13 protein-coding genes are annotated in these 14,087 nt (G+C 70.2%); 5 read left to right on the forward strand and 8 right to left on the reverse strand.

What is annotated here, in order from left to right:
• The first annotated feature begins 76 nt into the window (after nt 1-76).
• The 3 genes from BDW27_RS22610 (at nt 77) to BDW27_RS22620 (ending at nt 3,040) form a co-directional block, all read left to right on the forward strand.
• A complete protein-coding gene (locus BDW27_RS22610) occupies nt 77-319 on the forward strand; it encodes an acyl carrier protein (RefSeq protein WP_017545094.1) in 243 nt (80 codons plus the stop codon).
• Nucleotides 320-450: 131 nt separating this feature from the next.
• Nucleotides 451-1,689 carry a beta-ketoacyl-ACP synthase II gene (gene fabF / locus BDW27_RS22615; protein WP_110051577.1) on the forward strand — a complete coding sequence of 413 codons (1,239 nt, stop codon included), beginning with the start codon at nt 451-453 and terminating at the stop codon, nt 1,687-1,689.
• A 181-nt stretch (nt 1,690-1,870) separates the two neighbouring features.
• Entirely contained in the window at nt 1,871-3,040 is a 1,170-nt protein-coding gene (locus tag BDW27_RS22620; RefSeq protein WP_233515889.1) for an EAL domain-containing protein, read from the forward strand.
• Between the two features lie 133 nt (nt 3,041-3,173).
• Here the strand turns inward: BDW27_RS22620 and BDW27_RS22625 are convergent, their stop codons facing one another.
• The gene (locus BDW27_RS22625) at nt 3,174-4,115 is read right to left on the reverse strand and encodes an SGNH/GDSL hydrolase family protein (protein ID WP_193374242.1); all 942 of its coding nucleotides are present in this window, start codon (nt 4,113-4,115) and stop codon (nt 3,174-3,176) included.
• A 620-nt stretch (nt 4,116-4,735) separates the two neighbouring features.
• Here BDW27_RS22625 and BDW27_RS22630 point away from each other — a divergent pair.
• Nucleotides 4,736-7,087, forward strand: coding sequence for a hypothetical protein (locus tag BDW27_RS22630; protein WP_110051578.1), 2,352 nt, complete (start codon nt 4,736-4,738; stop codon nt 7,085-7,087).
• 119 nt (nt 7,088-7,206) lie between these two features.
• Entirely contained in the window at nt 7,207-7,965 is a 759-nt protein-coding gene (locus BDW27_RS22635; protein WP_017545099.1) for a DUF2470 domain-containing protein, read from the forward strand.
• An 83-nt stretch (nt 7,966-8,048) separates the two neighbouring features.
• On the opposite strand, the gene BDW27_RS22640 is transcribed toward BDW27_RS22635, so the two are convergent.
• The 7 genes from BDW27_RS22640 to sufB all read right to left on the reverse strand — a co-directional run bounded on the left by BDW27_RS22640 (nt 8,049) and on the right by sufB (nt 14,072).
• Nucleotides 8,049-8,426 carry a metal-sulfur cluster assembly factor gene (locus BDW27_RS22640; protein WP_017545100.1) on the reverse strand — a complete coding sequence of 126 codons (378 nt, stop codon included), beginning with the start codon at nt 8,424-8,426 and terminating at the stop codon, nt 8,049-8,051.
• Nucleotides 8,427-8,900: a Fe-S cluster assembly sulfur transfer protein SufU gene (gene sufU, locus BDW27_RS22645; protein ID WP_017545101.1), complete on the reverse strand. Its 474-nt coding sequence runs from the start codon at nt 8,898-8,900 to the stop codon at nt 8,427-8,429.
• A 198-nt stretch (nt 8,901-9,098) separates the two neighbouring features.
• Nucleotides 9,099-10,397 carry a cysteine desulfurase gene (locus BDW27_RS22650; protein ID WP_110051580.1) on the reverse strand — a complete coding sequence of 433 codons (1,299 nt, stop codon included), beginning with the start codon at nt 10,395-10,397 and terminating at the stop codon, nt 9,099-9,101.
• 2 nt (nt 10,398-10,399) lie between these two features.
• Nucleotides 10,400-11,161 carry a Fe-S cluster assembly ATPase SufC gene (gene sufC, locus BDW27_RS22655; protein WP_017545103.1) on the reverse strand — a complete coding sequence of 254 codons (762 nt, stop codon included), beginning with the start codon at nt 11,159-11,161 and terminating at the stop codon, nt 10,400-10,402.
• 8 nt (nt 11,162-11,169) lie between these two features.
• Nucleotides 11,170-11,505 carry a non-heme iron oxygenase ferredoxin subunit gene (locus tag BDW27_RS22660; RefSeq protein WP_017545104.1) on the reverse strand — a complete coding sequence of 112 codons (336 nt, stop codon included), beginning with the start codon at nt 11,503-11,505 and terminating at the stop codon, nt 11,170-11,172.
• Entirely contained in the window at nt 11,498-12,658 is a 1,161-nt protein-coding gene (gene sufD, locus BDW27_RS22665; RefSeq protein WP_110051582.1) for a Fe-S cluster assembly protein SufD, read from the reverse strand. The genes BDW27_RS22660 and sufD overlap by 8 nt, the downstream gene beginning before the upstream one ends.
• Before the next feature lies 1 nt (nt 12,659).
• Entirely contained in the window at nt 12,660-14,072 is a 1,413-nt protein-coding gene (sufB, locus tag BDW27_RS22670; protein ID WP_017545106.1) for a Fe-S cluster assembly protein SufB, read from the reverse strand.
• Between the last annotated feature and the right edge of the window lie 15 nt (nt 14,073-14,087).

The following is a 14,087-nucleotide window of genomic DNA, read 5'->3' on the forward strand; positions in this document are numbered from 1 at the left end:
GGCGGGCTCGCCCGCTCCCGTTCGGGAACGCCACCCGACTCCACATTCGTCAAGCGTCAAGCAAGGAGAAATAGACATGGCCGACCACAGCGAGCAGGACATCCTCAAGGGCCTCGGCGAGATCGTCGAGGAGATCGTCGGCACCGACCCCGCCGAGGTCACCCCGGAGAAGACGTTCGTGGACGACCTGGACATCGACTCGCTGTCCATGGTGGAGATCGCCGTCGCCGCGCAGGACAAGTTCGGCGTCGAGATCCCCGACGACCAGCTCAAGGACCTGAAGACGGTCCAGGACGTCATCAACTTCATCCAGAAGTAGCGTGTCCGGCCGCCGGGCCGCACACCGGCCCGGCGGCCCGCAAGTCCCCACCAGGACGCCCCAGACCCACTCATTCGCCACGCCTCCCGGCACACGCGCCGGGATCGACCCACGAGAAGGGCGATCGGATCATGTCCAAGACCGATGTCGTCGTCACCGGCCTCGGCGCCACCACCCCCCTCGGGGGTGACGTCGCGACCACATGGTCCGCGCTCCTCGACGGCCGCTCCGGGATCAGCATGCTGCCGGAGGACTGGCACGAGAAGCTTCCGGTGCACTTCGCCGGGCGGATCGCGCAGGAACCCTCCGAGAAGCTGCCGCGCCCCAGGCTGCGCCGCCTCGACCGGACCCAGCAGTTCGCCCTCATCGCCGCGCAGGAGGCGTGGGACCACGCGGGCACCCCCGACGTCGACCCCCTCCGTCTCGGTGTGGTGGTCTCCAGCGGGATCGGTGGCATCCTCACCATCCTGGAGCAGTACGACACCTTCCGTGAGAAGGGCTGGAAGCGGGTCTCCCCGTTCACCGTGCCCATGCTCATGCCCAACAGCCCGGCCGCCGCCGTGGCCCTGGAGTTCACCGCGCGCGCGGGCGCCCACGCCCCCGTCAGCGCCTGCGCCTCCAGCGCCGAGGCCATCGCCAACGGTGTGGACATGATCCGCGCCGGCCGGGCCGACGTGGTGATCGCGGGCGGTACCGAAGCCGCGATCCACCCCCTGAACATCGCCTCCTTCGCCTCCATGCGCGCGCTCTCGACGCGCAACGAGGACCCGCAGACCGCCTCCCGTCCCTGGGACAAGGACCGCGACGGCTTCGTCATGGGCGAGGGCGCGGGCATTCTCGTCCTGGAGTCGGCCGAGCACGCCGCCAAGCGCGGCGCGCACGTATACGCCCACGCCGCCGGTGTCGGCTACACCGACGACGCCCACGACATCGTCATGCCCGACCCCGAGGGCGCCGGTCAGGCCCGCGCCATCACCCAGGCGCTGGCCGACGCCGACCTCAAGCCGAGCGACATCGTGCACGTCAACGCGCACGCCACGTCGACTCCGGCCGGGGACGTCGGTGAGACCCGGGCGATCCGCACGGCGCTGGGCGACTCCGCCGCCGACCGGGTCGCGGTGACCTCCACCAAGTCCATGACCGGGCACCTTCTGGGCGGCGCGGGCGCGGTGGAGTCGATCGCGACGATCCTGGCGCTGCACGAGGGCCAGATCCCGCCGACCATCAACATCTCCGAGCTCGACCCCGAGGTGGCCGTGGACATCGTCCGCGACAAGCCCCGGGAGATGCCGAGCGGGGACGTCGCCGCCGTCAACGAGTCCTTCGGCTTCGGCGGCCACAACATCGCCGTGGCCTTCCGCCGCGCCTGATCCGACCGGCCGCGCCCCCGCGCGCGGCACCTGGTCCTCCAGTGGGCGTCACCGCACGGTGACGCCCACTGTCGTGTCCGTGACCTCGGTCAACCGTTCGTGAACGTTCGGGGGCCCGTGCCGCAAGAACGGTTGAACTCCGCCGCGAGGGTCTTCAGGTGGGCGCGTCCCGCGCGCGACCATGGATGACGTGTCCACGCTGCCCCATCCACACGCCCCACCGGGTCCCGGCGACGACGGCCGGGCCGGTCGTCGTCGCGGTCCGGCCTTCCGCCCCGTCGTGGACCTGGACTCCGGCGCCGTGGTGGCCGTGGAGGTCGTGGCCGCCGTACCGGCGGGGTTGGGCCGCCCGGACGGGAGGGGCGGCGGGTCGGCGGTGGTGGCCGAGTGGCTGGCCTCGCTGGTGCGTGCCGGGGCCGGTGTCGAGAGCCTGCTGCCGCTGGTCCTGCCACTGCCCTCGGCCGCGCTCGTCGACGGCACCGACCTGCCCGGGCTGATCGACGGTGCGCTGCGCCGGGACGGCCGCCGCCCTCGCGACGTGACCCTGATGCTCACCGCGGACCTGGTGGACCTGCCCCGGGCCTCCGTGCTGACGGCAGTCTCGGGGCTGCGCTCCCTCGGGTTCCGCTGCGGCTTCGGCACCGCGATGGCCCGGCCGGATCTGGTCGTGGAGGCCACCCCGTTCCTGATCCGGTTGGACCCGGTCCTGGTGTCGGGGATCGAGGGCGACCAGCGCAACGGGGGGATCGTGGACGGGCTGGCCCGGATCGGGCGCAGCAGCGGCGTGTACGCGTTGGCCTCCGGTGTGGCCCGGGGCGAGGAGATCGTGCGCCTGCGCGAGTGCGGAGTGCGGCTGGGCAGCGGTACGTTCTTCGCCGAACCGGACTGGCGGCCCGGCGAGCGGGTGAACCCGGTGCCGGAACCGGCCGCCACCGCTCTGGCCGACACCGACGCCGGTCCCAGGGTCACCGAGTTCATGGTGCCTCCGCTGGACTTCGACGCCGAGTCCACGGGCGAGCACGTCCTGGAGGCGTTCACCGGCGACACCGCGCTCAACAGCGTGGTCCTCATCGACCACCGGGAGCGGCCGATGGGGGTGATCGACCGGACCCGGTTCCTGCTGTCGGTGACCGGTCGGTACGGGCACGCGCTGCACGCCAAGCGCCCGGCCCTGCGTCTGGCGGAGTCGCCTCGGACGGTGCCCGCGTGGATGTCGGCGATCTCGGCCCTGCGGGTGGCCGGGCAGGACCGCGAACGGGTCTACGACGACCTGATCGTGACGAACCCGTACGGCCAGTGCGTGGGGGTCGTGCACGTCAGCGACCTCATCCAGTCGCTGTCCCGCCAGTGAACCCCGGGGAAGCGGGGACCCCGCTTTCCCACCGCCGGGCTCCCGACGGATCCGACGACCCGTGACGGCACCGTGGCCGCGACCCCTGAGGAACAGGGGGCGCGGCCACGGTGGGGGCGCGGATCCGGCGCGGTCAGCGCAGGGGCTCGGGGCCCTTGGTGCCCGAGGGGCTGCTGGTCGGGGGCGTGTCGTCCGCCGAGTAGTCGTTGTAGTGCGTGTCCGCTCCGCTCCTGCGCAGTTCCTCCCGCAGCTGGTCGCGGGTCTGCTCGTCGTGCAGGTAGTCCAGCTCGGGGCGGCGGGGCAGCAGGCCGTCGCCGGAGGAACGGCCCATCGCGCGGCGGCGCAGCCACGGTACGAGGTACTGACGGGCCCAGCGACGGCCCTCCCTGCGACGCAGGATGCGGGGCAGCTGCTGGGGCGGGGTCGCCCACGGGTCGGTCCAGGACTCGGGCGGACCCATCGGGTGTCCGAGCAGGTCGGCGACGCGCGCCGCGACGATCTGGTGTCCGGCGCCGTTGGGGTGCAGCCGGTCGTCGCTCCAGGCCCGCGGGTCGTTGAGGGCGTTGAGCGCCCACAGGTCGACGATCTCGGTCCCGGTGCGTTCGGCCACGGCCCGCATGTGCATGCTGAACACGGCGATCCGGCCCCGGTACAGGCGCAGAACGGGGATCCACCCGGTGTCGTGGCCCGCGAGGATCACCACGCGGATGCCCGCGTCGCGCAGCTGGCGCACGCCCCACTCGAACTTCTCGGCCAGCTCGTCGAGGTCGCCGCCGGGGCGGAGGACGTCGTTGCCTCCCGCGAGTACGGTGACGAGGTCGGGCTTCCAGGCGAGGGTCTGCTCGAGCTGTTCACCGAAGATGTGTTTCATCCGACGTCCTCGGACGCCGAGGTTGGCGTAGCGGAAGTCCGGGGAGAGCGTGCCCAGGTGTTCGGCGAGGCGGTCCGCGAACCCCCGGTACTCGCCGCCGGGGCCGCTGTCGTCCTCCATCCCCTCTGTGATGCTGTCACCGATCGCCACGTAGGACCGGATGAGCTCCGGTCTGTCCGCGGGCGCAGCAGCGGGGGGATTCATCTCAAGGTCTGTCACGTCAACCAATCATCCGGATCGACCGTCCCCGCGCCTGCCATGCGCCGGGGTGCGTGGGAACGGAAGTCTTGGGCGGGTCGCGGTGTGCCGCTGGCCCGAATGTCCGAGCACCGTCGGCCCCGAGGTGAGCCGCGTCGCGGGCACCCGGCCGGGGGGCGCTCGGGCGAGGACAGTGCCCATCCAGCATACCCGCGCCGAACGTCAGCGCGCCGGGCTCGCACAGGGCTTCGGGGCACCCTGGGAACAACGCCCGGAGCACCCAAGAAGAGCCAAAAGCCCGATATGAGGTAGCTCACAGCACTTGCTGGCCTCTCGGGGCGAATGTCCTTTGTCACGGTGATCACACGCCGAGGTCACCTCCGGGTATCGGTGGACCCGGTCACCCTGGGACTACCCATGAGCGCCCGGGGCACGTACGATCTCGGAGAAGTGCTCACGGCACCCCTGTCCCTCGGCCCGCCGTGCCCCCACGCGGAACGACCGAGTCGGTTCAAGATCCGTCCTCCTCCGGGTCAAGGGCGCGTACTGTGGTGCATCGAACCGAAGGCCCGTGCGGTTCCTCCCCAATTCACGTGCAGACACCAGGAGGTCGAGGTCCCCAGCGGATGAACGCCGTCTCTCCGATCTGCCTCGTCGACCTCGCACCCGCCCTGCGGTGGTCGAGATCGCCGGACGTGGCACCCCTGCTCCACCACGACCGTCTCATCGACGGCTGGTGGCACTCGCTGCCCGTCACCCGCGTGCTGGACATCGCCGGTCCGCCCTGGCTCGCCAACGGGTTGGCCCGCCTCGCGGTCGAACACTGGGGGCACATCGCCCTCTCCGAGTTCCTGCCGAGCCTGCGCACCCAGCACGTGGACTGCTCCGACCTCGCCGAACCGGTCCGCGGCGCGGTCTTCGCCACCGCCGGTGACTGGGACCGCCTCATCGCGTCCAGCCCCCAGGAGATGCACGAGTGGCGGCTCCCGGGCTGCGGTGTCCTGGACATCGTGAGCACCGTCGCCTGGCGTGCCCTCCAGCCCTGCTGTGAGCTTCCCGGAGGCCCCACCCCCTCCCCCGCGCTGATGACGGAGGCCGTGCGCACCATCGCGCACTGGCTGCCCGACTCCGCTCCCGAACACGTGCGCAGCGCGCTGGACTACCTGGAGACCGCTACCGGAACCGGCGACGCACCGGAAGGGGACGGCGACTCCGAGGACCCGGCGAACCCGCCGCAGACCCCGGCCACCCGCGCGATCCGGACCCTGCGTGCCCTGCGCGCCCAGCGGGACCAGGAGCAGCCCTCCGCCGAACACGTCGAGCAGCGGCCCGCCCCCGTGGCCGAGGCCCCGGCAGCGGTCGGCGGCATGGTCAGCTCGGCGGCGATGATCCCCGGCTCGGTCCTGAGCGCCGAGGCGGTGAGCAGCGAGGCGGCCGCCCCCACGACCAGCGGTGTCGGTGACCTGCGTTCGCAGTTCCGCAGTTCGCTCCTGGGCCCCGGACGCACTCTGCGCCGCCCCAGCTTCAGCCGCACCAAGGCCCCCTCCCCCGAACGGGTGGAGGAGCCCCCGGCACCCGTCCTGGGCCAGCACCCGTTGGTGGACCAGGTCGAGGAGATGTTCCGTTCCTGGCCCGAGCTGGAGCGGACGGTGGCCGCCGAACGGCTCTTCGCCACCGACCCCATCAGCATCCGCGTGCTCTCCGAACAGATCTCGGTGGACGTGACCGAGATACGCGGAGCTCAACGCAAGGTGGAGGAACGCCTCCTGCGCTGGCTGGGCTCCCCCGAGGGCGCCGCCATCACCAGGCACCTGCGCGAACTCTCCGAGCAGCTCGGTTCGGCGACCACCATCGACCGGCTCATCAACGCGCACCCCGACCACCCGGTGGACGTGCCCACGCTGCACACGCCGCTGTGGCGCGTGATCATCACGCTGTTCACCGACCGGCGGATGCACAACGGCTGGCTTATCGCCGACGACCCCAACAAGCTGCGCTGGCAGACCCGTGAGCTGCTGGGCGACGCGCCCAACCTGACCGAGGCGGGCATCCGCCTGGGCCGGATCGGTATCCGCCAGCAGGAGCTGCGCGCCTGGCTGCTGAGCACCCCCGGTGTGAGCCTGCGCGACGGCCAGGTGTACGTGGACACCTCCGTCCCCATGGAGGCCCCTGGCGACGGCCACTCCACCGAGGGGTCCGGCGCCACCACCGAGAACGGCCTCCCGATCCGGCGCCGCCCCGACGGCCAGCCGGGTCCCGAGCCCGCGACCCACGCCCCCGAACACATCCACCACCACAGACCCGAACCCGAGCAGGGCGGGTTCGTGCCCGGCCTCCCGTCCGTCCCGTTGGCCCCGCCGCCGGTCCCGCCCCTGGCTCACCCGGCGCACCCGGCCCACCCGGGGCACCCGGGGCACGCCGCACCGGTCCGCCCCGGGGCGAGCGACCCGGCCGCCTCCGCGCGCTGCTTCCGGGCCCCGGACGGCCGCTGGTGGCACCGCATCGACATCACCGCGGACCACCTCAACGGCGCGCCGGTGGCCGTGCCCACCGGATACGCCACCCATCTGGGGTTGCAGCCCGGCCGGTTGCTGTGCCTCACCGCTCCCGGCGCCGACCTGCTCGTGCTGGTCTGGCGCGACCAGCCCGCCTTCGACTCCCTTCGTCCGCTGCTGCGCCGCCAGGCGGCCCAGCCGGGTGACCGCATGTTCATCACGGTCTCCGGCGACCGTCTGGACGCGCGCAAGCTGCCCGCCGGGGACCTCAGCGGTCACCCTCCGGCCGCGCGTGCGCTGCACCTGATCGGGTACACCGCCCCGGCCGCCACGGAGGAAGCGCTCAGGATCCTGTCGCGTCGGATCACCGACAACGGCGACGAGTCGCTGTCGGACCCGCAGGCGCTGTTGGAGGCGCTGTCCATGCGCGGGGACGAGGACATCGCCGGGGAGCTGCGCTCGGCCATGTTCGCCACACACTAGATACCTGGTCAGGAGGGGCCGCACCGGACACGTTCCGGTGCGGCCCCTCGTCGTTGGCGCGGGAGGGGTACCGAACCGAAGCCGGAGGATGTAGGTTAGCCTTACCTAATTGATTTGAGGTGGTCCTCCTGCTGTCGTACCCGAACTCCCTCACGCCCTCCCCCGCCGAACGGGCGCGCTCCGTCCTCTCCCGCCCCAACCCGGCCACGGTCACCAGTGCGGACGTCTCCCTGCACCTGACCGGAGCCGTCTGCCACACCACCTTCCAGGGCGAGGTCACGCTGCTGGTCCCCGACCAGCACCGCGTCCTGGCCGAGATCGGTGAGGGGGTGCTGGAGGCCACCGTCGAGTTCACCGACACGGCCCCGGTGGACCTGCGCGATCCGACCCGCTCCCTGCTGTGGATCAGCGGCGAACTGCGCGCCCCCTCCCCTCGCGAGGCCCGTGACCGCGCGCTCGCCGCCCTGGTCGACGACCCGGACGAACGCCTGCTCGACCTGGGCCACGGCCGCACCCTGATCGTCATGGACCCCCACCTGATCATCCACTCCGACCACGACGGCTGCCACCTGCTGCACCCGGAGGAGTTCACGGACGCGGCGGCCGACCCCTTCGGCCGCTGGGAGGGTCCCTGGCTGCGCCATCTGGAGGACGACCACCCCGACGTGCTCTGGGCGCTGGTCGCCCACTGCGGCTCCCCGCTCCCGCCGGGGCGGCCCCGCCCGCTCGGCGTGGACCGGCACGGGCTGCGGCTGCGACTGGAGGGTCCGGACGGCGATCACGACGTCCGCATCCCCTTCAGAAGACCGGCACGCACTCCGCACGACGTCGCACACGAGGTCCAGGAGATGGCCGGGCTCGACCGGCACCAGTGCTGAGCCCGGGGCGGGGCCAGCGACCCCGGACACACGACGGGGCCGGAACCCCCAGGGGTCCCGGCCCGCGCTCCGACAGGGTCGGATCAGACGTTGAAGCCCAGCATGCGCAGCTGGTCCCGGCCGTCGTCGGTGATCTTGTCCGGACCCCACGGCGGCATCCAGACCCAGTTGATCTTCACTTCGCGCTCGAACTCGTCCAGGGCACTGTTGGCCTGGTCCTCGATCACGTCGGTCAGCGGGCACGCCGCACTGGTCAGGGTCATGTCCAGGGTGATCGACTCGTCGTCGTGGTTCACCCCGTAGACCAGGCCCAGGTCGACGATGTTCACGCCGAGCTCCGGGTCGATCACGTCCTTGAGCGCCTCTCCGATCTCCTCGGCCAGCGCCTCCTGCTCAGGAGAGAGCGGAGCGGCCTCGGGCTTCTCGGCGGTCTCGGTCTTCGTGGTCTCGTTGTCGCTCATTCAGGCGCCTTCCTTCTCCAAGGACTGCGACACCGCGTCCTTCCAGGCCATCCACCCCAGCAGGGCGCACTTGATCCGAGCCGGGTACTTGGACACACCGACGAACGCCACGGCGTCCTCCAGCACGTCCTCGTCCGGCTCACCCTTGCCCTTGGACTGCATCAGCTCGGTGAACGCGTCCAGGGTCGTCATCCCCTCGGCCACCGTCCTGCCGATGAGCAGGTCGGTCAGCACCGAGGTGCTGGCCTGGCTGATCGAGCAGCCCATCCCCTCGTAGGAGACGTCGCTGACGACGGCTCTCTCGTCCAGCTCCGAACCGGAGTCGGGGGTCAGCGTCACCCGGAGCGTCACCTCGTCCCCACAGGTGGGGTTGATGTGGTGCGCCTCGGCGTTGTACGGATCGCGCAGCCCCTTGTGGTGCGGGTTCCGGTAGTGGTCCAGGATGATTTCCTGGTACATCGCGTCCAACTGCATGGTCAGGCAGAATCCTCGTACTAGGAGTGCTCTCTTTGGGCCTCCGCTTCGCTTCGGCCCGTGCTCGGCGCCTTCGCGGAGGGATGCTTCGATCTCGTCTACGCCTGGCTCGTTCCTCGCTGGCGGCTTGACTCGTCCTGCAACACCCTCCCCGGCGCCCGACCGGAAGAACACCCCCAGTAGTTCACCGAACCGTTCCTAGGCCCTGGTCCCGAAGAACCTCTGGGCGGCCCGGATGGCCTCCACCAGCGCGTCCACGTCCTCCAACGTGTTGTAGAGGTAGAAGGACGCGCGTGTGGTCGCGACGATACCGAGCTTGCGGTGCAGGGGCCAGGCACAGTGGTGACCGACCCGGACCTCGACGCCCCTGTCGTCCAGGACCTGCCCGAGGTCGTGCGGGTGGATGTCGTCCACCACGAACGACACCGCGCCGCCCCGGTCGACCGCCTCGGTCGGGCCCACGATCCGCACGCCCTCGACCGCGCCGACCTGCTTGAGCGCGTACTCGGTGAGCCTGTGCTCGTGCGCGGCGACCCGGTCCATGCCCACCTCGGAGAGGTAGTCACAGGCCGCGGCCAGGCCGACGGCCTGCGGGGCCATCGGCACACCGGCCTCGAAGCGCTGCGGCGGGTCCGCCCAGGTCGAGTGGCTCATGTGCACGACGCCGATCATCGAACCACCGCTGATGAACGGCGGCATGGCGGCGAGCAGCTCCCGGCGACCCCAGAGCACGCCGATCCCGTTGGGACCGAGCATCTTGTGCCCCGAGAAGGCCAGGAAGTCCACGTCGAGTTCACGGACGTCCACCGGCATGTGCGGCACCGACTGGCAGGCGTCCAGCAGCACCAGCGCGCCGACCTCCCGGGCCCGCGCGGTGATCGTGGCCACCGGGTTCACGGTCCCGAGCACGTTGGACTGGTGCGCGAACGCCACCAGCTTCGTGCGCTCGTTGACCAGTTCGGCCAGGTCCGACAGGTCCAGCCGGCCCTCGTCGGTCACCGGGAACCAGCGCAGCGTCGCGCCGGTGCGCTGGCAGAGCTGCTGCCAGGGCACCAGGTTGGCGTGGTGCTCCATCTCGGTCACGACGATCTCGTCGCCGGGACCGACCTGGAAGCGGCGCAGGCCCTCCTCGGCCGTGGCGGCGTTGCTCATCGCGTACGCGACCAGGTTCACCGCCTCGGTGGCGTTCTTGGTGAAGACCACCTCGTCGGAGTCGGCGCCGACGAACCTGGCGATCGTCTCCCGCGCCGACTCGTAGGCGTCGGTGGCCTCCTCCGCGAGCTGGTGCGCCCCACGGTGCACCGCCGCGTTGTGGCGTTCGTAGAACCCGCGCTCGGCGTCCAGCACCTGGCGCGGTTTCTGCGAGGTCGCCCCGGAGTCGAGGTACACCAGCGGGCGCTCGTCACGGACGGTCCGGGAGAGGATCGGAAAGTCCTCCCGGATCGCCTTCGTGTCGAGCGGAGCCGTGTCGGGCTGACCGGGCTCGCGGAGGGTCATGGTTACGCGCCCGCCTTCACGAACCGCTCGTAGCCCTCGGACTCGAGGACGTCGGCCAGCTCCGAACCGCCGGACTCGGCGATGCGGCCGCCGGAGAAGACGTGCACGAAGTCGGGCTGCACGTACTTCAGGATGCGGGTGTAGTGGGTGATGAGCATGACGCCGAGGTCGTTGCTCTCCTGGGCACGGTTGATGCCCTCGGAGACGATCTTGAGCGCGTCGACGTCCAGGCCGGAGTCGGTCTCGTCCAGGATGGCGACCTTGGGCTTGAGCAGCTCCAGCTGGAGGATCTCGTGGCGCTTCTTCTCACCGCCGGAGAAGCCCTCGTTCACGCCGCGGGCGGCGAAGGACGAGTCGATGGACAGGTCCTTCATCGCGCCCTGGAGCTCCTTGGAGAACTGGCGGAGCTTGGGCGCCTCGCCGCGCACCGCGCTGACGGAGCTGCGCAGGAAGTTGGACATGGACACGCCCGGGACCTCGACCGGGTACTGCATGGCGAGGAAGACGCCGGCGCGGGCCCGCTCGTCCACCTCCATCTCGAGGATGTTCTCGCCGTCGAGGAGGACCTCGCCCTCGGTGATCTCGTAGCGCGGGTGGCCCGCGATCGCGTAGGCGAGGGTGGACTTGCCGGAGCCGTTGGGGCCCATGATGGCGTGGGTCTCACCGGAGTTGATGGTGAGGTCAACGCCCTTGAGGATCTCCTGCCGCTCGTCCTCGTTGATGAGGACGTCGGCGCGCAGACCGCGGATTTCGAACTTCGTCATTTCAGGCCTCAGGAATTCTTGTCATCCAGCGACACGAGCACGTCGTCGCCGTCGATCTTCACGTCGTAGGTGGGGACCGGCTGGGTCGCGGGCGGGTTGACCGGCGCTCCCGAGCGCAGGTCGAAGCACGAGCCGTGGAGCCAGCACTCGATGGTGCCGTCCTCGACCTCGCCCTCCGAGAGGCGGACCTCCGCGTGCGAGCACACGTCCCGCAGCGCGTAGAGCTCGCCCTCGGTGCGCACCAGCGCGATGGGGGTCTCGTCGTCGGTCTCGATCCCCAGGACACCTTCCTCGGGGATCTCGTCGAGTTCGGCGACCTTGACCCAACCGCCCTGCTCACTCATGCGCGGAGAGCTTCCGCTCGACCTTCTCCATGACGTGGTCGCGCAGGTCCTGGTCGTCGATGCGGTTGACGATGTCCAGGAAGTAGCCGCGGATGATGAGGCGACGGGCCTCCTCCTCCGGGATACCGCGAGAACGCAGGTAGAAGAGGTGGATGTCGTCGAGCCGCCCGCTGGCGCTGGCGTGCCCGGCGCCCGCGACCTCACCGGTGAAGATCTCCAGGTTGGGCACGGAGTCCACACGGGTGTCGTCGGTGAGCTGGAGGTTCCGGTTGTTCTCGTAGGAGTCCGTACCGGTGGTCCCCTCGCCGATGATCACGTCACCGATCCAGACCGCGTGGGCGTCCTTGCCGCTCAGCGCGCCCTTGTAGTCCACCCGCGAGCGGGTGTTGGACACGTTGTGGTCGATCAGCGAGCGGTGCTCGTGGTGCTGACCGTCACCGGCGAAGTAGAGCCCGTAGAGCTCGGCGTTGCCGCCCCGGTCGTCGTAGGACACGCGCGGCGACAGGCGGACCACGTCACCGCCGAGGGTGATCACGATCGACCGGAGGCTGGCGTCCTTGCCGACCCGGGCGTTGTGCTGGCTGACCTCGACGGCGTCGTCGTCCCACTCCTGGAGGGAGATCAGCGTGAGCTTGGCGCCCTCGCCGACGTGGACGTCGAGGCTGCCCGCGCGGACACCGGTGCCAGTGTTCGTGATGATCACGGTGGCCTCGGCCAGCGGCTTGACGTCGATGAGCAGCTGCTCGAAGGCGGTGCCGCCCAGGCCCTTGCGGTCGATGGTGATCGCCTTGTCGGCGGCCAGCGCCTGCGGCACGGTGACGACCGTGGCCTTCTCGAACGACGTGTACGCCTGGGCGATCACGCGGTTGACGGGCAGGCCCGCCCTGCCCAGCCGCTCGTCGTCACGGCCGACCGTCTCGACGGTGACGCCCTCGGGGGCGTCCACGGCGACCTCGTCGGTGCCGTCGGCGACACCCTTCCAGTCGTGCAGCCCCTTGAGGCGGCGCAGCGGCGTGAACCGCCACTCCTCCTCACGCCCGTTCGGGACGGGGAAGGCGTCCACGTCCTTGGAGCCGTGCGTGTCGAGCTTGGAGACAGGGATCTGCCCCAGCCCGTGGCTGTGCGCCTTGGGCTCTGTGTTCGCGGTCGTCAACTTATCCCACCGATCCTTCCATCTGGAGCTCGATCAGACGGTTGAGCTCCAGTGCGTACTCCATCGGGAGCTCCCGTGCGATGGGCTCCACGAAACCTCGGACGACCATGGCCATGGCCTCCTCCTCGCCCATCCCCCGACTCATCAGGTAGAAGAGCTGGTCCTCGCTGACCTTGGAGACGGTGGCCTCGTGCGCGAGCTCGGTGTCGTCCTCGCGCAGGTCGTTGTAGGGGTAGGTGTCGGAGCGGCTGATGGTGTCGATCAGCAGCGCGTCGCACTCCACCGAGGACTTGGCGAGGTGGGCGCCCTCCTGGACCTGGATCAGGCCGCGGTAGGAGGAGCGGCCGCCGCCGCGCGCCACCGACTTGGAGACGACCTTGGAGGACGTGTTGGGCGCGCAGTGCACCATCTTGGCGCCGGTGTCCTGGTGCTGGCCCTCACCCGCGAAGGCGATCGAGAGGGTCTCACCCTTGGCGTGCTCGCCCATCAGGTAGACGGCCGGGTACTTCATGGTGACCTGGGAGCCGATGTTGCCGTCGACCCACTCCATGGTCGCGCCCTCTTCGGCGATGGCGCGCTTGGTGACCAGGTTGAAGACGTTGTTCGACCAGTTCTGGATGGTCGTGTAACGGCAGCGGGCGTTCTTCTTGACGATGATCTCGACGACCGCGGAGTGCAGCGAGTCCGACTTGTAGATCGGCGCGGTGCAGCCCTCGACGTAGTGGACGTAGGCGCCCTCGTCGACGATGATCAGCGTCCGCTCGAACTGGCCCATGTTCTCGGTGTTGATCCGGAAGTAGGCCTGGAGCGGGATCTCCACGTGCACGTTCTTGGGCACGTAGATGAACGACCCGCCGCTCCACACGGCGGTGTTCAGCGCGGCGAACTTGTTGTCACCGGCCGGGATGACGGAGCCGAAGTACTCCTCGAAGATCTCCGGGTGCTCCTTGAGGGCGGTGTCGGTGTCCAGGAAGATGACACCCTGCTCCTCCAGGTCCTCGCGGATCTGGTGGTAGACGACCTCGGACTCGTACTGGGCGGCGACACCGGCGACCAGGCGCTGCTTCTCCGCCTCGGGGATGCCCAGCCTGTCGTACGTGTTCTTGATGTCCTCGGGCAGGTCCTCCCAGGAGGTGGCCTGCTTCTCCGTGGACCGCACGAAGTACTTGATGTTGTCGAAGTCGATCTTGGACAGGTCCGCGCCCCAGTCGGGCATGGGCTTCTTGTCGAAGAGCTTCAGCGACTTGAGGCGGAGCTTGGTCATCCACTCCGGCTCGCTCTTCTTGTCCGAGATGTCCCGGACGACCTCTTCGTTCAGGCCACGACGGGCCGAGGCTCCGGCGGCGTCGGAGTCGGCCCAGCCGTACTCATATGTTCCGAGCCCTTCGAGCTCGGGATGCGCGACAGAAGTCATGCGCGGACTCCTCCT

The organism is Nocardiopsis sp. L17-MgMaSL7 (genome assembly GCF_003182025.1).
In the GTDB taxonomy this organism is placed as follows: domain Bacteria; phylum Actinomycetota; class Actinomycetes; order Streptosporangiales; family Streptosporangiaceae; genus Nocardiopsis; species Nocardiopsis prasina.

Coding starts and splice junctions, on each gene's coding strand:
- BDW27_RS22610 (WP_017545094.1), top strand. CDS start 77: ATGGCCGACCACAGCGAGCAGGACATCCTCAAGGGCCTCGGCGAGATC.
- fabF (WP_110051577.1), top strand. CDS start 451: ATGTCCAAGACCGATGTCGTCGTCACCGGCCTCGGCGCCACCACCCCC.
- BDW27_RS22620 (WP_233515889.1), top strand. CDS start 1,871: ATGGATGACGTGTCCACGCTGCCCCATCCACACGCCCCACCGGGTCCC.
- BDW27_RS22625 (WP_193374242.1), bottom strand. CDS start 4,115: ATGAATCCCCCCGCTGCTGCGCCCGCGGACAGACCGGAGCTCATCCGG.
- BDW27_RS22630 (WP_110051578.1), top strand. CDS start 4,736: ATGAACGCCGTCTCTCCGATCTGCCTCGTCGACCTCGCACCCGCCCTG.
- BDW27_RS22640 (WP_017545100.1), bottom strand. CDS start 8,426: ATGAGCGACAACGAGACCACGAAGACCGAGACCGCCGAGAAGCCCGAG.
- sufU (WP_017545101.1), bottom strand. CDS start 8,900: ATGCAGTTGGACGCGATGTACCAGGAAATCATCCTGGACCACTACCGG.
- BDW27_RS22650 (WP_110051580.1), bottom strand. CDS start 10,397: ATGACCCTCCGCGAGCCCGGTCAGCCCGACACGGCTCCGCTCGACACG.
- sufC (WP_017545103.1), bottom strand. CDS start 11,161: ATGACGAAGTTCGAAATCCGCGGTCTGCGCGCCGACGTCCTCATCAAC.
- BDW27_RS22660 (WP_017545104.1), bottom strand. CDS start 11,505: ATGAGTGAGCAGGGCGGTTGGGTCAAGGTCGCCGAACTCGACGAGATC.
- sufB (WP_017545106.1), bottom strand. CDS start 14,072: ATGACTTCTGTCGCGCATCCCGAGCTCGAAGGGCTCGGAACATATGAG.